The sequence below is a fragment of the Paenibacillus montaniterrae genome (genome assembly GCF_018403185.1).
Taxonomy (GTDB): Bacteria; Bacillota; Bacilli; order Paenibacillales; family Paenibacillaceae; genus Pristimantibacillus; species Pristimantibacillus montaniterrae.
On sequence record NZ_BOSE01000001.1, the window covers coordinates 215,349 to 236,410 of the forward strand.

Below are 21,062 nucleotides of genomic sequence, written 5' to 3' on the forward strand. Positions count from 1 at the left end.
ATATGCAAATGATTCAAACGGTGTTATTGACCGTCCTGGTGTTCTTTGTGATCATCACAGTTCACGAGTGGGGACATTATTTTTTCGCAAAGCGTGCTGGTATTCTTGTTAGAGAGTTCGCAATCGGCTTTGGACCTAAGCTGTTTTCCTTCAAGCGTGGAGAAACAAAGTATACGCTCCGTCTCATTCCGGCCGGCGGCTTTGTCAGAATGGCCGGCGAGGATCCTGAAATCGTAGAGGTTCAGCCAGGGCAAACGGTTGCTATTCGATTGAAGGACGGCGTCGTGCATCGCATTTACTTGGACCGTCTCGATGAGCGCAAGGACGCCATTCGCGGTGAAGTTGTATCGCTAGATATGGAGCGCAATCTACATATTGATCTGGAGCTTGATGGCGAGGTTGAGCATTACAGCTTGCATCCGCAGGCTTTAATTATTGCGCGCGGCAACGAAACGCAAATCGCGCCGCTTGATCGTCAATTTAACGGCAAAACGGTTGGTCAGCGTGCGATGGCTATTTTTGCTGGACCGCTTATGAATTTTGTGCTTGCATTTGTACTGTTCCTCGTATATGTGCAAATGGCGGGCGTAAAAGAAAATCTGCAAATCGGCGAGCTGACGCCTGATATGCCGGCTATTGAAGCGAAGCTTCAAGTAGGCGATATTATTACGGCAGTTGACGGCGAAGCGATTGGTACAGATTTTTACCGGATGATTGATATTATTGCCGAGCATCCAAATGAGCCAATTGTCATTGATTATGTGCGCAATGGCGAAGCGCATTCGACAACGGTAATTCCTCAGCCCAATGAAGCTGGCGAAGGGAAGATCGGCGTCACAGCCGCTTATGGCACTCGTACGCCAACCTTTGGCGAAACGATAACAGGCGGCGCTACCTTAATGAAGGATATGACTATCCTTATAATGGACGGCATTAAAATGCTCGTGACTCTGCAAGTTGATCTTGATGATTTAGGTGGACCGGTGCGAACTGCGGAAATTACAAGCCAGATTGCACAACAAGGCATTGTGCAGCTGACAAGCTGGACAGCAACGCTAAGCTTGTATTTAGGCATATTCAATTTGCTTCCTGTGCCTGCGCTAGACGGCAGCCGACTGATTTTTATCGGGCTGGAAGCGGTGCGACGCAAGCCGATTAGCCCAAACAAGGAAGGCTTGGTTCATTTTATCGGGTTTGCGTTGTTAATGATGCTGATGCTCGTTGTTACGTATAATGACATAGTGAGATTAATTCGAGGGGAGTAAGGTTAGCTGATGGCTAAGGATAAACAATTTGTGACGGAGATTACGCCTCAATCCGAGGACTTCTCCCGATGGTATATTGATGTAATAAAAAAAGCTGAATTGATGGATTACTCTCCAGTTCGCGGCTGTATTGTGTTTCGCCCGGAAGGGTATGAGCTGTGGGAAAATATCCAGCGTGATCTGGATGCCCGCTTCAAGGAAACCGGTCACCGCAACGCTTACTTTCCTCTGTTTATCCCGGAAAGCTTTTTTCAAAAGGAAAAGGATCATGTTGAGGGCTTTAACCCGGAGCTGCCTTGGGTAACAGAGGCTGCGGGCGAGGTATTGGAGGAGCGCTTGGCGATTCGTCCTACCTCTGAAACGATGATTGGACATATGTATGCCAAATGGATTCAATCCTATCGTGATTTGCCTGTTCTTATTAATCAATGGGCCAATGTTGTGCGTTGGGAAAAAAGAACGCTGCCGTTCCTTCGTACGAGCGAGTTTTTATGGCAGGAGGGGCATACCGCACACGAGACGGAGGAAGAAGCTCGTCAGGAAACGCTGCAAATGCTTGATGTTTACACTCAATTCGTTGAAGAATTTTTGGCGATTCCCGTTATTAAAGGGGAAAAAACACCGTCTGAGCGTTTTGCAGGTGCTGTAAATACGTACTCGATTGAGGCAATGATGAAGGATGGCAAAGCCGTTCAAGCAGGTACATCCCATTTTCTAGGCAATAAATTTGCCGTTGCCTTCGATATTAAATATTTGGATCGCAACAACGAACTGCAATATTGCTTTACGACCTCTTGGGGAGTAAGCACGCGCTTGATTGGCGCGTTAATTATGGTGCATGGCGATGATCGCGGCTTGGCGCTTCCGCCAAAAGTTGCACCGACGCAAGTGATCATGATTCCGATCGGCCCGGCTAAAACACGAGATGCGGTTGTAGCGCGTGTCGATGAGCTGTACGCCGAGCTGAAGGCTGCAGGCGTACGCGTTCGTGTAGACGATCGCTCTGATGTAAGCCCAGGCTGGAAATTCAATGAATACGAAATGCGCGGCATTCCATTGCGTCTTGAGCTGGGTCCGCGCGATATGGACAATGGACAAGTTGTCCTCGTATCTCGTATTACAGGCGAGAAGCGTGTCGTGTCGCAAGCAAATCTTGTGCAAGAGGTGCAAGCGATGCTGAGCGAGACGCAGCAGGAAATGTTCGAGCGCGCTAAAGCGTTCCGCGCTGACAACTCTTATTCCGTAGATACGCTTGATGAAATGAAGGCGGCTATGGAGAGAAAGCGCGGCTTCGTGGAGGCGGGCTGGTGCGGCTCTGACGCCTGTGAAAAGCAAGTTAAAGAGGAAACTGGGGCAACAAGCCGCAACATTCCGTTTGAGCCGGAAACGCATAAAACGACTTGTCTTGTTTGCGGCAGCGAGGCGAAGCATACCGTAATTTTCGCCAGAGCGTACTAGAGGAAGCTCAAAAAGCCGTGCTTTTTGCACTCACTACTAAGACAAGGCTGCTATTGAAATAAAAGTACCGAAATGATGAACGTCAGGAGTGGATAATGATGAACCAAACCGACGGAAAGCGTCAGCGCTTTGAAATGCTTGTGCAGCAATCAGGGCTGCCGCAGGAACTCATTCAGGCTTACTTTGAAGATGGATATATTGATCAGGTCATCGTAAATAAGCATAACAATGATTGGACGTTTTGCATTCGCAAGACGTCCTTAGTTCCTTTACAAGCCTATAATGGATTTACCCACCAAATACGCAAAAAATTTGCTCATATCGCCAATACATCATTTATTTTCATCTATGATGATGTTGTCGAAACCGAAAACATTGTAGCGCAGTATTGGCCGCTGTTTCTGGAGTGGGCGCAAAAAAATATTCCTTCCGTTAACGGATGGCTGCAAAAAGCGACGACGCAGGTAGCGGGCAACGTGCTGTCGATTGGCTTGCTGGACGCGACAGGACTAGAGCTGGCGCGCAAGAAGAAAATCGATGAGGAAGTTAAGGCTTATTTCAACCATGCCTTTAAACGCGAAATTATCGTCAAGCTGCAGCTTGCTGAAAGCAATCAGGAAGTTTACGAGCAATTTATGGAGCAAATCGAGCAGGAGAACAATGAAGCGATTCAGCAGCTGATGGCTGCTGTTCCTTCCGAGCCAGAAGAGGAGCCGGCTGCCGATGGTGAGGAGCCTGTGCGTCTGGCGATCGGCTATGACATTCGCGATGAAATTGTACCGCTCATGAATGTCGTGGACGAAGAAAAGAAAATCGCCGTGCAAGGGATGGTTTTCAACCTCGATGTGAAGGAGCTGCGCAACGGCAGCACGCTGTTCACCTTTAACTTGACAGATTTTACCGATTCGCTGGCGATGAAGGTATTCGCCAAGACGAAGGAAGACGTTAAAATATTGAGCAAGCTGAGTAATAAAAAATGGATTAAGGCGAGAGGCAAGGTCGAGTACGACCGCTTTATGCAAGAGCCTGAGCTTGTAATGATTCCGAATGATTTGCATGAGGTTAGCGCTCCGCCAAGCCGTATGGACCATGCCAAGGAGAAACGGGTTGAGTTTCACCTGCATACGACGATGAGCACGATGGATGCGGTCACGCATGTTGGCGACTATATCGCAATGGCGGCCAAATGGGGGCATCAGGCGATTGCAATAACTGATCACAGCAATGTGCAGTGCTACCCCGATGCGGTAAAGGCAGCGAAAAAGCATGATATGAAGGTGCTGTACGGCGTGGAAGCGAACCTGGTCAATGATTCTGTACCGATCGTCATTAATCCACAGGAAATTATGCTGGCAGATGCCACCTACATTGTTTTCGATATTGAAACAACCGGTTTATCGGTTATTAATAATAAAATTATTGAAATTGCCGGAGTGCGGATGCGCAACGGACAAGAAGTTGATCGCTTCAGCTCCTTTATTAATCCGCATGAGCGAATTCCGTACAATATTCAGCAGCTTACGAATATTACGGATGAAATGGTCGCAGATGCTCCCGAGCTGGAGCCGACGCTGCGCAGCTTTGTAGAATTTATCGGCGATGATATTTTAGTAGCGCATAATGCTCGCTTCGATATTGGCTTTATTCAAGCCAACTGCAAGTCGCTTGGTATGCCAGAGCTTACCAACCCTGTGCTGGATACATTGGAGCTGGCCAGACTGCTGCATCCAACGATGAAAAATCACCGACTGAATACGCTGGCAGATAAGTATAAAGTACAGCTCGATAATCATCACCGTGCGATTGATGATACGATTGCGCTCGGCGGTATATTGAACGGATTAATTAAGGATGCGTTGGAGCGGAATATTGTGAAGCTATCGCAGCTAAACGATTATGTCGGCCTCGATTTGTCGAACGCGAGACCTTTTCATGCCTGCGTTTACGCACTTAATGCTGTAGGCAAAAAGAACTTATTCAAACTTATTAGCTTATCGCATACAGAATATTATAAAAAAATGGCAACCATTCCGAAAAGCAAGCTTATGGAATTGCGCGAGGGCTTGCTTGTAACCTCCGGCTGTGAAAAAGGCGAGTTTTTTGAAACAGTGCTTAATAAGTCGCTGGAAGAAGCCGAGGAGGTTGCGCAATTTTATGATGTGCTGGAAATTCAGCCGCTAGATTTTTATATTCATTTAGTAGAAAAAGGGCTTGTCGGCAGCCGCGCCGAGCTGGAGGATGCGCTGAGACGTATTTACCAGATTGGCATTAAGCTGAATAAGCCGGTCATCGCCACAGGCAATGTTCATTATTTGAATCCGCAGGACAAAATTTATCGCGATATTACCATTCACGGCATAACAGGCTTCAGCCCGCTTAAAAATATGCGCAAGCCTGACGCTCACTTCCGAACAACGGATGAAATGTTGCAGGAGTTCAAGTTTTTAGGCGAGGAAACCGCCTACGAGGTTGTCATCAAAAATACAAATGAGCTTGCGGAGCGCTTTGAAAAATATGCGATGTTCCCAAGCGAGCTGTTTACTCCGAATATCGAGGGCGCGGATGAGGAAATTCGCAATACATGCTACGCGACTGCGCGAGATATGTATGGCGAGGATTTGCCGCAGGTAGTTATCGACCGTTTGGAGAAGGAGCTTGTGCCGATTATTAAATACCGCTTCTCCGCCAACTATTTGATTTCGGAAAAGCTGGTGAAAAAATCGAATGCCGACGGTTATCTTGTCGGCTCGCGGGGCTCTGTCGGTTCTTCAGTTGTCGCAACCTTTCTCGGTATATCCGAGGTAAATCCGCTGCCTGCGCACTATTTATGCAAAAACAAAGCATGCAAGCATAGCGAATGGTTTTTGGACGGCAGCGTGCCGAGCGGCTTCGACTTGCCGAACAAGGACTGTCCGAAATGCGGTCAGCCGATGAAAGGCGAAGGTCAGGATATTCCCTTCGAAACGTTCCTTGGCTTTAAAGGGGACAAGGTTCCCGATATCGATCTTAACTTCTCCGGCGAATATCAACCGATCGCCCATAACTTTACTAAAGAGATGTTCGGTGAGAAATGCGTGTATCGCGCCGGCACAATCGGCACGGTCGCGGAGAAGACAGCATACGGCTTTGCCAAAAAGTATGAGGAAGAGCATGGCAAAAAATGGCGCAACGCGGAGCTGTCACGACTGGCAAGCGGCTGTACTGGCGTTAAGCGCAGCACGGGACAGCACCCGGGCGGGATTGTTGTCGTTCCCGACTATATTGAGGTAGAGGACGTTACACCAGTACAATATCCAGCCGATGATGTGACGGCAGAATGGAAAACAACGCATTTCGATTATCACGCCTTTGATGAGAATCTGCTGAAGCTCGATATACTCGGACACGATGATCCGACGATGATGAGAATGCTGCAGGACTTGACCGGCGTAGATCCGACGACGATTCCGATGAACGATCCTAAAGTAATGAGCCTGTTTAATTCTACGGAAGCTTTAGGCGTGTCGCCTGAGCAAATTCGCTCTGCCGTTGCTACTTATGGCGTACCGGAAATGGGGACGAAGTTCGTTCGGCAAATGCTTCAGGAAACTCAACCGTCCAGCTTCGCCGATTTGCTGCAAATTTCAGGCTTGTCGCATGGAACGGGCGTATGGCTTGGCAATGCCCAGGAATTAATTAAAAACGGCACCTGTACCATTAAAACGGTAATTGGCTGTCGTGACGATATTATGCTTTACCTGATCTACAAGGCTGGAATGGACGCCTCGCTGGCGTTCAAAATTACCGAAAGCGTTCGTAAAGGTAAAGGGCTGACGCCTGAATGGATCGAGGAAATGAAGCGCTGCAAAGTGCCGCAATGGTATATCGATTCCTGCTTGCGCATCGAGTACATGTTCCCGAAAGCCCATGCTGCTGCTTACGTTATTTCAGCGGTTCGTACGGCATTCTTCAAGCTGTATTATCCGATTGAGTTTTACGCTACTTACTTTACAGTGCGAGCAGATGATTTTGAGCTCGATTTGCTATGTCAGGGCTATGATGCAATTTACAAGCGAATCGAGGAAATCGAGAATAAAGGCTTTAGCGCAACGCCAAAGGAAAAAGCAATGCTGTCGCAACTGGAAATGAGTCTGGAAATGACGGCGCGCGGCTTTACGTTCAAGCCAATTGACCTTTATCGCTCGGATGCAACCAAGTTCCAGGTTGATGGAACAGCGCTTATTCCGCCGTTTTCAGCTGTAGCGGGGATTGGCACGAACGCTGCGCGCAACATTGCTGCAGCGAAAGAGGCTGGAGAATATTTGTCGATTGAAGACTTCCAGATGAGAACGAAGGCGTCCAAGACTATAGTTGAGCTGCTCACATCAATGGGCTGCTTCCGCGGACTGCCGGAATCCAATCAGCTATCATTGTTTTAGACGTTTTGCAACTAGAAATCATTTCTTGTCACCCTATTACGATTATGTTATAATTTTTGTGGCAATGATGTTGATAAGACTTTCGCGATTAAAGAGTGGGGAAACCCACTCTTTATGTGTTGTTTAACCGAAATTCGCTTATGAAACGTTTTAGGAGGAGCACATTTGAGTACATCAGCAATCAAAACTGCAGTTGAGGCTATAATTGCACCGTATCTTGAGGAAAATGGCTTTGAATTGGTCGATATCGAATACGTGAAAGAAGGCAGCAACTGGTTTCTGCGTATTTTCTGTGACAAAGAAGGCGGCATTGACATCGATGAATGCGTCCGCATTAGTGAATATGCAAGCGAGCAGCTTGATATTCATGAGCCTATCTCGGGTGCTTATTTTCTTGAGGTTTCCTCGCCTGGCGCGGAACGACCGCTCAAGAAGGCTGAAGATGTACAAAAAGCGATTGGAAAGAACGTATTTGTTACTACGTACGAGCCGATCAACAAAATGAAGGAATTTGAAGGCCAGCTTCTTGCATTTGACGGTGAAACATTAACCGTCCGTGTAGGAAATCATGAGCATACATTACCTTACGAAAAAGTTGCAAGTGCAAGACTTGCAATTATTTTCTAGCTTTTTATTAGATGAAAGGGGGAACATGGTTCCAATGAGTATGGAGTTTATTGAAGCACTGCAAGAGATTGCAAAAGAGAAAGGCATCTCTCAGGAAGTGCTTTTAGATGCAATTGAAGCAGCACTTATCTCCAGCTATAAGCGCAATTTCAACACTGCGCAAAATGTTAGAGTAGAAATAAATCGTCACAATGGTGTGATCAAGGTATATGCTCGCAAAACGGTCGTCGAGGATGTATTGGATTCGAGATTGGAAATTTCATTAGATTCAGCACGCGAAGTCAACCCGCATTATCAAGTAGATGACGTTGCTGAAATTGAGGTAACCCCTCGCGATTTCGGGCGAATTGCTGCTCAAACGGCAAAGCAGGTCGTTATGCAGCGTATTCGTGAAGCGGAACGCGGTCTAATTTATAACGCTTTTATCGATAAAGAGGAAGATATCGTTACAGGCCTTGTACAGAGACAGGATACTCGCAATTTGTTTGTAGATCTTGGCAAAGTCGAAGCTGTATTGCCTTTGACAGAGCTGATGCCTACAGATAAATTCAAGCATCTTGATCGTGTGAAGGCTTTTATTACGAAGGTGGAAAATACGACTAAGGGCCCTCAAATTATTTTATCTCGTACGCATCCTGGACTGCTAAAACGTCTTTTTGAGCTTGAAGTGCCAGAAATTTATGATGGTGTTGTAGAAATTCGCTCGGTTGCTCGTGAAGCGGGCTTCCGTTCAAAAATTGCGGTTCACTCCCGCAATAGCGAGGTAGATCCGGTTGGTTCCTGTGTAGGACCTAAAGGAATGCGCGTACAAACGATCGTAAATGAGCTAAAAGGCGAAAAAATCGATATTGTTCGCTGGTCTGACAATATTGAGGAATATGTAGCGAATGCGCTCAGCCCGTCCAAGGTGCTTGAAGTAATCGTATTCGAACAGGAAAAAATGGCACGTGTTATCGTTCCGGATTATCAGCTTTCGCTTGCGATTGGCATTAAAGGGCAAAATGCTCGACTTGCTGCCAAGCTGACTGGCTGGAAAATTGATATTAAGTCTGAAACTCAAGCTGAGCAAGAGTTTGGACGTCCAAAAACGTCTCAGGAAGTGATGCATCAGGATTCCGTATCGATTGATTAGTGGAATCAGAATGGAGGGTGTGCGATGAGGCCAAGAAAAGTACCGCTTCGCAAATGCGTGGCTTGTCAGGAAATGATGCCGAAGAAGGAACTGATTCGCGTCGTGCGGACACCGGATGAAGAAGTTCTGATAGATCTGACTGGCAAAAAGTCAGGTCGCGGCGCTTATTTGTGCGGCAAGCTATCCTGCTTCAAGCTTGCGAAAAAAAGCAAAGCGCTGGATCGGGCATTAAAGCAGCCTGTTGGTGATGACATTTACGATCAGCTGGAAGCGGATTTTATTAAAATTGAAGATGAATTTCTCGCTAGCAAGGAGTTGGCTGATGAATAATCATAAGGCTCTCTCGGCTTTAGGCATGGCTATGCGTGCCGGAAAGCTTGCAACTGGCGATGAAATTGTACTGAAGGCGATTCGTGCCGGCAAAGCAAAGCTGGTCGTTCTTGCAGGCGACGCTTCGGACAATACGAAGAAGAAGTTTAACGACAAATGCAGCAGTTATCAGGTTTCTCTAGTGGAAGCTTTTGATAGAGCGGCTTTAGGCGGAGCGATTGGCAAAGCAGAAAGAGTCGTAATCGCAGTAACTGACGTGCAATTTGCCAGATTGATTGCAGGTCATTTAAGCCAAAATATGGAGGTGGATCTTACTTGAATATTAAACAGGACGGTAAGGAAAACAAAGACAAGCTGCGCGTATACGAATATGCAAAATCGATGAATATGAGCAGCAAAGAAATTATCACCATTCTTAAAAGGCTGGGTTTACCTGTAAACAACCATATGAGCGTCATGGAGAACGAAATGGTATCGAAGGTCGAAGGATTTTTTCGTGAAATAAAAGAAAATGCAGCAGTAAAAAAATCAAATGCAGAAGCTCCGGCAGCGAAGCCTAAAGCACAGGCTGATCAAGCAGCGCCGCAGGGCAGAAAGCAAAATATAGATGAAAAAAGACAGGGGACAATGAATTCTATCAATATGAGTGAAAATCAAAAACGAGAGCAACAGTCGCAGCAAAACCAGGCGGTCCGTGCATCAGGAAGCAATGAGCAGCGCGAGCAAAGACCGAGATCCCAGCAGCAAGGTCAAGGCAATAGAGATAGAACGCAAGGCAATAATCGTCCGCAAGGCAACCAGCGTCCGAATAGCAGCGGCGCTGCAGGCGGCCAATCCGGCAATCGCAACCAGGGCGGCGGCCAATTCGGTAATCGCAATCAGCAAGGTGGCCAGTCCGGCAACCGCAACCAGCAAGGTGGCGGCCAATCCGGCAACCGCAATCAGGGAGGCGCTCAAGGAGCAGCAGGCAACCGACCTCAAAGCGGCGGCAGCACTCAACGTACTGGTACTGCCGGTACAGCGCCGAAAGCGTTCGAATCCCGCTTTGAAAATACACGTCCGGCCAATGATGATCGCAGCTTCAACAACAAGGGCAAGCATAGCAACAAGCGCTTTGAGGATGGACGAAACAATGCAAACTTTAAAAACAACCGCAATAAAGGGCGCAATAGAAATCAGCAGTCTCAGCCGCCACGCGAAAAAATTGATAATACACCTAAAAAAATTATCGTTCGCGGTACATTAACAGTTGGCGACTTGGCGAAGCTGCTTCATAAGGATGCTTCTGAAGTTATCAAGAAGCTGTTGTTCCTTGGCGTAATGGCTACGATCAACCAAGAGGTTGATATGGATGCCATCCTGCTTATCGCAGGCGAATACGGAGTAGAGGTTGAAGTGAAAATTCCTGTAGAGGAAGACAACTTTGAAACGGTAGAAGAAGTTGATGAAGAGGCTGATTTGGTTACTCGTCCACCAGTTGTAACGATTATGGGTCACGTCGATCACGGTAAAACAACGTTGCTTGACGCGATTCGCAAAACGAATGTTACGACAGGCGAGGCTGGCGGCATTACGCAGCATATCGGTGCCTATCAGGTAGAGATCAACAGCAAGAAGATTACGTTCCTCGATACTCCGGGTCACGAGGCGTTTACGCTAATGCGTGCGCGCGGTGCGCAGGTAACGGATATTACGATTATCGTCGTAGCGGCAGATGACGGTATCATGCCGCAGACAATAGAGGCGATCAATCATGCGAAAGCGGCAAATGTGCCAATTATCGTTGCAGTTAACAAAATTGATAAGCCTACTGCCAACGTAGATAAAATCAAGCAAGAGATGACCGAGTATGAGCTTGTTCCTGAAGAATGGGGCGGCGATACGATTTTCGTGGAAGTGTCTGCGAAGCAGCGCATCGGGCTTGAAAACCTGCTGGAAATGATTTTGCTAGTTGCAGAAGTTAATGAGTATAAAGCGAACCCGAACAAGCGTGCACGCGGTACAGTCATTGAAGCCGAGCTTGATAAAGGTAAAGGTCCAGTAGCGCGCGTGCTTGTACAGCATGGTTCGCTTAAGGTTGGAGACGCTTTTGTAGCGGGCAACTGCTTCGGTCGCGTCAGAGCGATGGTCAACGACCGCGGTCGCCGCTTGAAGGAAGCAGGTCCGTCTACGCCAGTAGAAATTACGGGCTTGACTGAGGTGCCATTGGCGGGTGATCCGTTCATGGTATTTGAGGATGAGCGCAAAGCTCGCGCGATCGCGGAACGCCGCGCGATCAAGCATCGTCAATCGGAAATCGGAGCCAACACGCGCGTGACGCTCGATGATTTGTACAACCACATTAAGGAAGGCGAAATGAAGGAGCTGAACGTGATTATTAAAGCGGACGTTCAAGGCTCTGCCGAAGCTCTTAAAGGCTCACTAGCCAAAATTGATGTAGAAGGCGTTCGCGTAAAAATTATTCATAGCGGTGCTGGTGCGATTACGGAATCCGATATTATTCTTGCTTCAGCTTCCAATGCGATTGTAATCGGCTTTAACGTTCGCCCAGAACCACAAGCAGAATATACGATCGAGCAAGAAAAGGTTGATGTGCGCTTGCACAGCATCATTTACAAGGTTATTGATGAAATTGAGTATGCGATGAAAGGCTTGCTAGAGCCAATCTATAAAGAGGTTGTAATCGGTCATGCCGAGGTCCGCAACATCTTCAAGCTTTCAAAGGTCGGCTCAATTGCAGGCTGTATGGTAATCGACGGCAAAATCGTTCGCAATGCAGAAGCGCGTGTCGTTCGCGACGGTATTGTTGTGTATACAGGCAAAATCGATTCCTTGAAGCGCTATAAGGATGACGCCAAAGAAGTTGCACAAGGCTTTGAGTGTGGTATAACACTTGATCGTTTTAACGATATTAAGGAAAGCGACATTATCGAAGCATTTGTTATGGAGTCGGTTGAGAGGTGAGTAAGCAATGGCTAAAATTCGAGTTGGCCGGGTAAGCGAGCAGATCAAAAAGGAGCTTAGCCAGATTATCCAATCTGAGTTAAAAGACCCGCGCATCGGCTTTATTACCGTTACAGGTGTGGAAACAACAAATGATTTGTCACAGGCGCGCGTATATCTTAGTGTGCTTGGCAACGACGAGCAAAAGGAAGAAACGCTGCGTGCCTTGTCCAAGGCGACAGGCTATCTTCGCTCGGAGCTGGGCAAGCGCATTAAGCTGCGCCATACGCCTGAATTGCAGTTTAAGTTTGACAGCAGTATTGAATACGGCAGCCGTATTGAATCGTTATTATCTGAACTCAATCAGGATGCCGAGCAAAAATGAGTATTGCTGCCAGCTATGAAGCGCAACTGAAGGAAGCAATAGCCTTTATCCAAGGCTATTCTTCTTATCTGGTTGTCGCTCATGAAAATCCTGACGGCGATGCGATTAGCTCATGTGCTGCGATGAGCTGGTTGCTCGAGCAATACGGAAAACAAGTTACTATTATTAATCAAAGCGACTTGCCAAAGCGATTGGACTATTTGTACCGTTATGATGATATTATTCAATATAAGGACGAGCTTGACTTGAATTTTGAGGCGGTTATCGCGCTCGATTGCGCTGATGCCTCTCGTATGGGAGAGGTGCTTGCTCGTATTCAGGATCGTAAAGCTCCGTTATTGAATATTGATCATCATCCTACAAACAATGGCTTTGGAACTTTAAATATTATTCGTGCTGAAGCTGCTGCGACAGTCGAAATCATTTATGATTTAATTAAGCTGACTCCGTTTACGCCAAATCTGGCATGTGCCAAGGCGCTATATTCCGGGCTGTTGACCGATACGGGCGGCTTTCGCTACTCCAACACATCGCCAGCCGTCATGTCTATGGCATCCGAACTGCTGGCTTTAGGCGTATCTGCCTATGAACTGGCGGATCATTTGCTGGAAAAGATGACGATGGGCAGACTTAAGCTGCTGCAAACCGCTTTGGCGCGCATCACATTTAATGAAGCACAAACGATTGGCTGGGTCACCATTTTAGAGGAAGATCTGGCGAATTGCGGAGCGGTAAGCGAGGATATTGAAGGGATCGTCAACTACATTTTGAATGTGGAAGGTGTAGAGGTCGGCATTTTATTCAAGCAATCCGAAAACGGCGTTATTAAAGCAAGCATTCGCTCGGCTGGCAAGGTCAATGTTTCGCAAATTGCGCAAAGCTTTGGCGGCGGCGGACATGTGCGAGCAGCAGGCTGTCGACTCTCTTCAGATTTGGACGAAAGTGTAAAAAGCTTGGTCGAAGCTGTAGGAAAGGCGTTGGCATAAATGGATGGGGTATTGGCGATTTGGAAGCCTGCAGGCTGGACCTCGCATGATGTTGTTGCGAAAACGAGGCGATTGTTAAAGCTGAAGCGAATCGGACATGCGGGTACACTTGATCCAATGGTGACAGGTGTACTTCCGCTTTGTTTGGGGAGAAGCACACGAATTGTTGAATATATTCAAGAGCGTCCCAAAGCCTATGAGGCAACGATCGTGCTTGGCGTGGCAACTGATACAGAGGATATGTCAGGCAATATTGTAGAGCAAGCTGACAATGTAACGGTGTCAGAGCAGCAAATCATTGAGGTGCTGCAGCGCTTTGCAGGAGCAATCGAGCAGGTGCCGCCGATGTATTCTGCCGTTAAGGTAGATGGCAAGCGTTTGTACGAGCTTGCTCGTGAAGGAAAGAGCGTGGAGCGTAAAGCAAGGACGGTTACCATTTATCATATTGAGCTTTTATCCAAGCAGCTTGATGGGCAGCAGCCGCAATTTACGTTCTCTGTTACTTGCTCCAAAGGTACATATATTCGCACGCTATGCGTCGATATAGGCAAAGCTTTGGGCGTACCGGCAGCGATGGGCTCGCTGGTGCGGACGATGTCGGGCGGCATGACAAGGGAGCATTGTGTTACACTGGAGCAGGTAGAGCAGCATATGCAGGAAGGAACGCTGGAGCAGGTGCTAATTGAGCCGGAGCTGGCGATTGATCATATTCCTGCTGCAGTTGTGAAGGAAGCAAAGCGCAAATACGCGCTGCAGGGGCAAAAGCTTTACTGGACAGACCTGACAGGCCATCAGGAGCTTGAAGACGGGTCCCTTGTTCGTGTTTTTGACGAGGCAGCAATTTTTTTAGGAATTTTTCAACTTGATAAAAAACAGCATCAAATCGTGCCAGTCAAAGTATTTTCTTGAAGTAAAATGTTAAAGATGAAATGTAGGTGTGTCAACTTTGAAAATCATAACATTGACTTACCCTATATCTCTTAATGAGATAGAGCTTGACGATCAGCGATTCTCGATTGCGCTTGGCCACTTCGATGGCGTGCATCGCGGACATCAGCAGGTGATCAGTAAGGCGGTTCAGACAGCACAGAAGCTAGGTATTGCCTCGGCAGTCATGACCTTTGATCCCCATCCTAAAGCGATTTTGGGACAAGGCGAGCAGTATAGCATGTGCTTGACGCCGCTGGAAACGAAGTTAAAGCTGTTTCAGGAGCTTGGCGTCGATTATGCATTTGTCGTCACCTTTGACAAGCCGTTTTCTCAAATTACGCCAGAAGCGTTTGTAGAGGATATACTGCGCCGGCTTAATGTGATGAATGTTGTGGCAGGCTTTGATTTCCGTTTCGGAGCAAAGGGAGCTGGAAATACGGATGTATTAAAGCAGCTTTGCGAGCCCGCAATCAGTGTTGAGGTTGTTGAAGCGTTCGTAATTGATGGGGTCAAAGTAAGCAGCACAGCCATTCGCGAATATTTGGAGCAGGGCGAGATGGAGCAAGCGAATCACTTGCTGGGCAGAAAGTTTTCAGTAGAAGGGATCGTCGTGCAGGGCGATCAGCGCGGACGCACCATCGGCTTTCCAACCGCCAATTTGCGGCTGATTGCGCCTTACTTGACGATTCGTCTTGGTGTATATGCAGTGATCGCGCATTTGGGTGATCGAACCTTTTACGGTGTTTTGAATCATGGGATGAAGCCTACATTTTATGCCGAGGACATTGTTCCAGTTATGGAGGCGCATCTATTCGATTTTTCAGAGGACATCTACGGAGAGCATGTTGCGATTGAGTTTGTCAAGTTTATCCGGCCTGAGCAGCGCTTTGCAGGCATCCAGCAGCTAATTGAGCAAATTAGCAAGGATGCCGAACAAGTGAAGAGCCTGTTCCTGCAAACATAATCTCGACAAACCATTTTCATCTATGCTATACTATGAACTGTTGTCAGGCTTTTACAGCTTGTACAACTGAACCTTAGCTTGGATATCGAGCTCACCGCCGATTGCTAGGCTAATGGCGATTATGATAAGGAGGTGAATCAGGATGGCAATTACTCAAGAACGCAAGCAAGAACTTATCGAGACACATAAAACTCATGCAAGTGATACTGGGTCTCCAGAGGTTCAAATCGCTATCCTAACGGAAAACATCGTTAATTTGACAGATCATTTGCGTACACACAAGAAAGATCATCATTCACGTCGCGGTTTGTTGAAAATGGTAGGTCAGCGCCGTAAGCTGCTTGCTTACCTTAAGAAGAAAGATGTTAAACGTTACAGCGCATTGATTGAAAAACTTGGCCTACGCCGTTAAGATCAGTGTAATGAAAAGCAACCTGGCAGTCCTTAAGGTGGTCCATTCCTGGATCTAAGGCTTTCGGGTTGCTTTTTGTAATAGAAGAGGAGGGTTTGAATGCAACATCGTGTAGAAACGACGCTAGGCGGAAGACCGCTTGTTTTTGAAACAGGTCGATTGGCGAAACAAGCCAACGCAGCTGTGATGATTCGTTATGGTGAAACTGCCGTTCTTTGTACCGTTACGGCTTCATCTGAGCCGAAGGATTTGGATTTCTTTCCACTAACGGTAAACTATGAGGAGCGCCTGTATGCAGTAGGGAAAATTCCTGGCGGATTTATTAAACGTGAAGGTAGACCGAGCGAGAAAGCGATTCTTTCCAGCCGTCTGACCGACCGTCCAATTCGTCCATTGTTCCCTGAAGGCTTCCGTAATGACGTGCAAATTGCCAACATTGTTATGTCCGTTGATCAGGACTGCTCTCCGGAAATTGCAGCGATGATTGGAACTTCTGCGGCACTGACCATTTCTGACGTGCCATTTAATGGACCAGTAGGCGGCGTCATTGTCGGTAGAATTAATGGCGAGTTTATTATTAACCCAACGGTTGCCCAGGAGCAGCAGTCGGATATTTACGTTGTCGTGTCTGGAACAAAGGATGCGATTATGATGGTAGAGGCTGAAGCGAATGAAGTGCCTGAGGAAGTAATGCTTGAAGCGATTATGTTCGGTCATGATGCGATCAAGCAACTGATCACTTCGATTGAAGAGCTTCAACAGCTTGCCGGCAAGCCGAAAATGGAAGTTGTCTTACATACAGTTGAGCAGACTGTCGATCAAGCTGTACGCGCCTATGCGTCTGCACGCCTGGTAGAAGCTGTTAAAATTGCTGAAAAGCATGCTCGTCAGGATGCAATCGATGCGATTAATGAAGAAACTGTTGCTCATTTTGAACAAGTATATGCCGAGACTCCTGAGCTTATTGCCGATGTGAAGGAAGTGCTGTACGATATCGTCAAAGAGGAAGTACGTCGTCTGATTACGCATGACAAGGTGCGTCCGGATGGTCGTGCATTGAACGAAATTCGTCCAATCGAATGCGATGTGGCGCTTCTGCCTCGTACGCATGGCTCTGGCTTATTTACGCGTGGACAAACCCAGGCACTTAGCATTTGTACGCTGGGAGCGCTTGGCGATGTGCAAATTTTGGATGGCATTTCTGCCGAAGAGACAAAACGCTTCATGCATCATTACAACTTCCCGCCGTTCTCTGTTGGTGAAGCTAGACCGCTTCGTCCGCCAGGACGTCGCGAAATCGGTCATGGTGCGTTGGGAGAGCGCGCGCTTTCCAAAGTTATTCCTTCGGAAGAGGAATTCCCATACACAATCAGACTTGTATCTGAAGTGCTTGAGTCCAACGGTTCTACCTCTCAGGCAAGTATTTGTGCAAGTACGCTGGCAATGATGGACGCAGGCGTGCCGATCAAAGCACCTGTAGCTGGTATTGCGATGGGTCTCATTAAGGATGGAGAGCAGTTCTCAATTCTGTCGGATATTCAAGGCATGGAAGACCATCTTGGTGATATGGACTTCAAGGTTGCAGGTACAGCAGAAGGTGTTACGGCGATTCAAATGGATATTAAAATTGCGGGCATTGATCGCGCTATTCTTGCTCAAGCATTAGATCAAGCAAGAGAAGGCCGCATGCACATTTTAGGCAAAATGGCTGAGGTTATGACTGAATCGCGTTCAAGCCTGTCCAAATACGCCCCTAAAATTGTCAGCATGAAAATCAATCCGGATAAAATTCGTGATGTTATCGGCTCTGGCGGTAAAATCATTAACAAAATTATTGAAGAAACCGGCGTAAAAATCGATATTGAGCAGGATGGTTCCGTATTTATCGCTTCTTCCAATGAGGAAATGAATCAGAAGGCGAAGCAAATTATTGAAGGAATCGTGAAGGAAGTCGTTGTCGGAGAAATTTACTTGGGTACCGTCAAGCGAATTGAAAAATTCGGCGTATTTGTGGAAATTCTTCCGAATAAGGACGGACTTGTCCATATTTCACAGCTGTCCACTGAGCGTGTTGCCAAATGCGAGGATGTTGTGAAAATCGGTGATCAAATTACAGTGAAAGTGACAGAGATCGATCAGCAAGGTCGCGTTAACCTGTCCCGCAAAGCTGTGCTGCAAGCTGAGGAAGCACCTAAAGCTTAGTTTCAGTGACATGCAGTAAATAAATATTAGTGCGAGGAAGAGTCAGATCTATCTGTCTCTTTTTTTGCGTTCCATTCATAATGCCGCACAGCTCCACATAACATGTACTACAGCCAAGCTTGTACTGCGTCTGTACGAAAGAGCTTGTTCAAAGGGTCGGAGATTTTTTGAAGGCGTATTATATGATGATGTGGAGTGAGGATTGTGAACCGATTATGGTGGAAAAGAGCGTCCTTCATAGCAGCAAGCGCGCTAATGGTTGTTGTTATGATTAAATTAAATGGCAATGTTTCAAGCTTTATTGAGCATGTCAAGGAAGACGATGCGGTATATACATTTGTTCAGGTGAACCGCAGCGAGCAGGAAAAGCGAGAGCTGATGGAGCAAATTAAAGCCGAGGCTGAAAAGCTCAAGATCGCTCCAATCAATGCATCGATTGATCGCGTTTACAAGGCAATTCCAGGCTACAATGGGCTGGAGGTTGATCTTGAGGCGACCTATGAGCTGAATGTGAACGCCGTACGCGGCGCCAAGCTGCGCTTCGTTTATCGTGAGGTTGAGCCTGCCGTACAGCTGGAGGACCTTGGCAGCCAGCCGATTTATAAAGGCAATTCTGCGAAAAAAGCGGTTGGCTTAATGATCAACGTGGCTTGGGGCAATGAATATTTGGATTCGATTCTTAACACGCTGCGAAATGAGGATGTGAAGGCTACATTTTTCCTTGATGGCTCGTGGCTGAAAAAAAATAAGGAGCTGGCGCTGCGCATCCAGGAGGAAGGGCATGAGCTTTCCAATCATGCATACTCGCATCCGGATATGGCTCAGCTGTCGCGCCACCAGCAGCTTGAGCAGATTACAAAAACAGAGACATTGCTTAAGGAAATCGGTGTTCACAACAAATGGTTCGCGCCACCATCAGGCTCCTTCAACGCATCAACCGTACAAGTTGCGCGTGATCAGGGGCTATTAACGGTACTGTGGACCATTGATACAATAGATTGGCGCAATCCGAGCGCACAGCAGATAATGGAGCGGATTAAAGCTAAATTGGAGCCTGGTGCGCTAATTTTAATGCATCCGACCACTGCTACGGAAAAGACGCTGCCGCAAATGATTCAATACTTCAAGGAGCAGGGCTATATGCCCGGCACAGTCTCTCATACACTATCCTCTGAGCGCCTGCACGACGGAGTTGAGGGTGTGGACATATTTTGATATAGTGTTATCATTGTAATTGTCTTGAAATTAGGAGGATTGCAATGGAAACGACTCAAACATATAAGCAAACAGAAGCGAAGGGCCTCGATCTTGCTTGGGAGCAGGTTCGAGCTTTTCAACTCGCATTCAACCATCCGGCAAGTGACGAGCCGACTCTGCTAGAAGCAGAACGAGCTGTTAAGCGGATGAATTGGATTCAGGAAGAAGTGCAGGAATTTCTTGAAGCAAAAACAATTGTCGATCAAGCAGATGCGATGATTGATGTTATCTACTTCGCAATCGGCACCTTGGTAGAAATGGGCGTACGGCCGCAAGCGTTGATGGATATTGTACAGCATGCCAATATGAGCAAGCTGTGGCCTGATGGCAAGCCGCATTATAAGCCGGACGGAAAAGTAATGAAGCCTGAAGGATGGGAAGATCCATATCCTAAGCTTAAAGAAGCAATTGCACAACAAATGAAATAGAGTACGCTAGGGTGTGTATGCATACTCGCCCTGACATGATAGGAGGCTGCTTGGTGGAAAAATACAAGCTTAGCAATGGCATGCGTGTCGTTGTCGAACAGATTCCGACGGTTCGCTCCGTATCCTTCGGCATTTGGGTGAAGAATGGCTCCCGCAATGAGACAGAGCAGAACAACGGAATTTCACATTTTATCGAGCATATGCTGTTCAAGGGCACTGAGAAGCGAACCGCACGCGATATTGCCGATTTGTTCGACGGAATTGGCGGCAATGTCAATGCGTTTACAGCAAAGGAATATACTTGTTATTTTGCGAAGGTGCTCGATTCGCATTTGCCGATTGCGGTAGATGCGTTGGCAGATATGTTCTTCCGCTCGCAAATGGACGAGGAGGAGCTTGCCAAGGAGCGCAACGTTATTCTTGAAGAAATTTCGATGTATGAGGATACGCCGGATGATCGTGTTCACGACGAGGCGGCTAAGGCGGCTTACGGCAATCATCCGCTTGCTTATCCGATCCTAGGCACGCAGCAAACGCTGGAGGCAATGAGCTCGAACTCGCTTCATCAGTTTATGAAGCAGCGCTACACGATTGAAAATATTGTGCTAAGCGTAGCGGGCAACATTGAACCAGCCAAGCTGCTTGAGCTATTGGAAACTTATTTTGGCCATTATAAAAATTATGCCGAACATACGAGTCAATTGATCAAGCCCAGCTTTGTCAGCGACTCCGTTTTCTTTCAGAAAAAAACAGAGCAGAATCATATCTGCATTTCTTTCCCTGGCTGTGCGATGGGAACACCGCTGCAAAACGCCATGATTCTGCTTAATAACGCGCTCGGCGGCGGCATGAGCTCACGCTTGTTCCAGGTTATTCGTGAGGAAAGAGGACTTGCTTATTCCGTTTATTCCTATCATAGCGCGGCAGCAGATTCGGGATTGTTTACAATCTATGCGGGGACGGCGCCTAAGCAAACGAAGGAAGTAATCGATCTGACGATGGAAATGCTGCATGAGGTCGGGCAAAACGGGCTAACGGAGGCCGAGCTTACTCGCGGCAAGGAGCAGCTGAAAGGCTCGCTTATTCTTAATTTGGAAAGCACTAGCAGCCGCATGAATCGCAACGGCAAGCACGAGCTTATGCTCGGCAAGCATAATTCTATAGACGCGCTGCTGTCTCGCATTGATGCGATTACGATTGAAGAGATAAAGGAAGTAACGAACATGATGCTTGCTACACCGTTTGCAGTGTCGATGGTCGGTTCAAGCGACAAAGCAATTGCTAATCTTAGGAGGGATCAGCTTGTATCAAGTGTTATTTAAGCG

Annotated in this window: 17 protein-coding genes; all 17 read left to right on the forward strand. The window is 47.2% G+C overall.

The window, feature by feature from the left end:
* Positions 1 to 2: 2 nt before the first annotated feature.
* The 17 genes from rseP (at position 3) to KJS52_RS01205 (ending at position 21,059) form a co-directional block, all read left to right on the forward strand.
* Positions 3 to 1,265 (forward strand): RIP metalloprotease RseP, encoded by a 1,263-nt coding sequence (rseP, locus tag KJS52_RS01125; protein WP_213512803.1) that lies wholly within the window; start codon positions 3 to 5, stop codon positions 1,263 to 1,265.
* A 9-nt stretch (positions 1,266 to 1,274) separates the two neighbouring features.
* Complete coding sequence (gene proS / locus KJS52_RS01130) at positions 1,275 to 2,723, forward strand: proline--tRNA ligase (RefSeq protein ID WP_213512804.1); 1,449 nt, start codon at positions 1,275 to 1,277, stop codon at positions 2,721 to 2,723.
* 98 nt (positions 2,724 to 2,821) lie between these two features.
* Positions 2,822 to 7,141, forward strand: a complete 4,320-nt coding sequence (locus tag KJS52_RS01135) for a PolC-type DNA polymerase III (RefSeq protein WP_213512805.1) — start codon at positions 2,822 to 2,824, stop codon at positions 7,139 to 7,141.
* Positions 7,142 to 7,306: 165 nt separating this feature from the next.
* Complete coding sequence (gene rimP, locus KJS52_RS01140) at positions 7,307 to 7,768, forward strand: ribosome maturation factor RimP (protein WP_213512806.1); 462 nt, start codon at positions 7,307 to 7,309, stop codon at positions 7,766 to 7,768.
* Between the two features lie 34 nt (positions 7,769 to 7,802).
* The gene (gene nusA / locus KJS52_RS01145) at positions 7,803 to 8,900 is read left to right on the forward strand and encodes a transcription termination factor NusA (protein WP_213512807.1); all 1,098 of its coding nucleotides are present in this window, start codon (positions 7,803 to 7,805) and stop codon (positions 8,898 to 8,900) included.
* A gap of 24 nt (positions 8,901 to 8,924) precedes the next feature.
* On the forward strand, positions 8,925 to 9,230 hold the full coding sequence (rnpM, locus tag KJS52_RS01150) for an RNase P modulator RnpM (RefSeq protein WP_213512808.1): 306 nt from the start codon (positions 8,925 to 8,927) through the stop codon (positions 9,228 to 9,230).
* A complete protein-coding gene (locus KJS52_RS01155; RefSeq protein WP_213512809.1) occupies positions 9,223 to 9,549 on the forward strand; it encodes a L7Ae/L30e/S12e/Gadd45 family ribosomal protein in 327 nt (108 codons plus the stop codon). Before rnpM ends, KJS52_RS01155 begins: the two co-directional genes overlap by 8 nt.
* A gap of 62 nt (positions 9,550 to 9,611) precedes the next feature.
* Positions 9,612 to 12,194, forward strand: coding sequence for a translation initiation factor IF-2 (gene infB, locus KJS52_RS01160; RefSeq protein WP_246563167.1), 2,583 nt, complete (start codon positions 9,612 to 9,614; stop codon positions 12,192 to 12,194).
* A gap of 7 nt (positions 12,195 to 12,201) precedes the next feature.
* Positions 12,202 to 12,558: a 30S ribosome-binding factor RbfA gene (gene rbfA, locus KJS52_RS01165; RefSeq protein ID WP_213512811.1), complete on the forward strand. Its 357-nt coding sequence runs from the start codon at positions 12,202 to 12,204 to the stop codon at positions 12,556 to 12,558.
* On the forward strand, positions 12,555 to 13,544 hold the full coding sequence (locus KJS52_RS01170; RefSeq protein ID WP_213512812.1) for a DHH family phosphoesterase: 990 nt from the start codon (positions 12,555 to 12,557) through the stop codon (positions 13,542 to 13,544). Before rbfA ends, KJS52_RS01170 begins: the two co-directional genes overlap by 4 nt.
* Entirely contained in the window at positions 13,545 to 14,453 is a 909-nt protein-coding gene (gene truB / locus KJS52_RS01175) for a tRNA pseudouridine(55) synthase TruB (protein ID WP_213512813.1), read from the forward strand. It abuts the gene before it with no gap.
* Positions 14,454 to 14,490: 37 nt separating this feature from the next.
* Positions 14,491 to 15,438 carry a bifunctional riboflavin kinase/FAD synthetase gene (locus KJS52_RS01180; protein WP_213512814.1) on the forward strand — a complete coding sequence of 316 codons (948 nt, stop codon included), beginning with the start codon at positions 14,491 to 14,493 and terminating at the stop codon, positions 15,436 to 15,438.
* 142 nt (positions 15,439 to 15,580) lie between these two features.
* Positions 15,581 to 15,850, forward strand: coding sequence for a 30S ribosomal protein S15 (gene rpsO, locus KJS52_RS01185; RefSeq protein WP_213512815.1), 270 nt, complete (start codon positions 15,581 to 15,583; stop codon positions 15,848 to 15,850).
* A gap of 99 nt (positions 15,851 to 15,949) precedes the next feature.
* Positions 15,950 to 18,052 (forward strand): polyribonucleotide nucleotidyltransferase, encoded by a 2,103-nt coding sequence (pnp, locus tag KJS52_RS01190; protein ID WP_213512816.1) that lies wholly within the window; start codon positions 15,950 to 15,952, stop codon positions 18,050 to 18,052.
* Positions 18,053 to 18,256: 204 nt separating this feature from the next.
* On the forward strand, positions 18,257 to 19,267 hold the full coding sequence (locus KJS52_RS01195; protein ID WP_246563024.1) for a polysaccharide deacetylase family protein: 1,011 nt from the start codon (positions 18,257 to 18,259) through the stop codon (positions 19,265 to 19,267).
* 44 nt (positions 19,268 to 19,311) lie between these two features.
* Positions 19,312 to 19,737 carry a pyrophosphohydrolase domain-containing protein gene (locus KJS52_RS01200; protein ID WP_213512817.1) on the forward strand — a complete coding sequence of 142 codons (426 nt, stop codon included), beginning with the start codon at positions 19,312 to 19,314 and terminating at the stop codon, positions 19,735 to 19,737.
* 35 nt (positions 19,738 to 19,772) lie between these two features.
* Positions 19,773 to 21,059: a M16 family metallopeptidase gene (locus tag KJS52_RS01205; protein WP_373871341.1), complete on the forward strand. Its 1,287-nt coding sequence runs from the start codon at positions 19,773 to 19,775 to the stop codon at positions 21,057 to 21,059.
* Positions 21,060 to 21,062 lie beyond the last annotated feature (3 nt).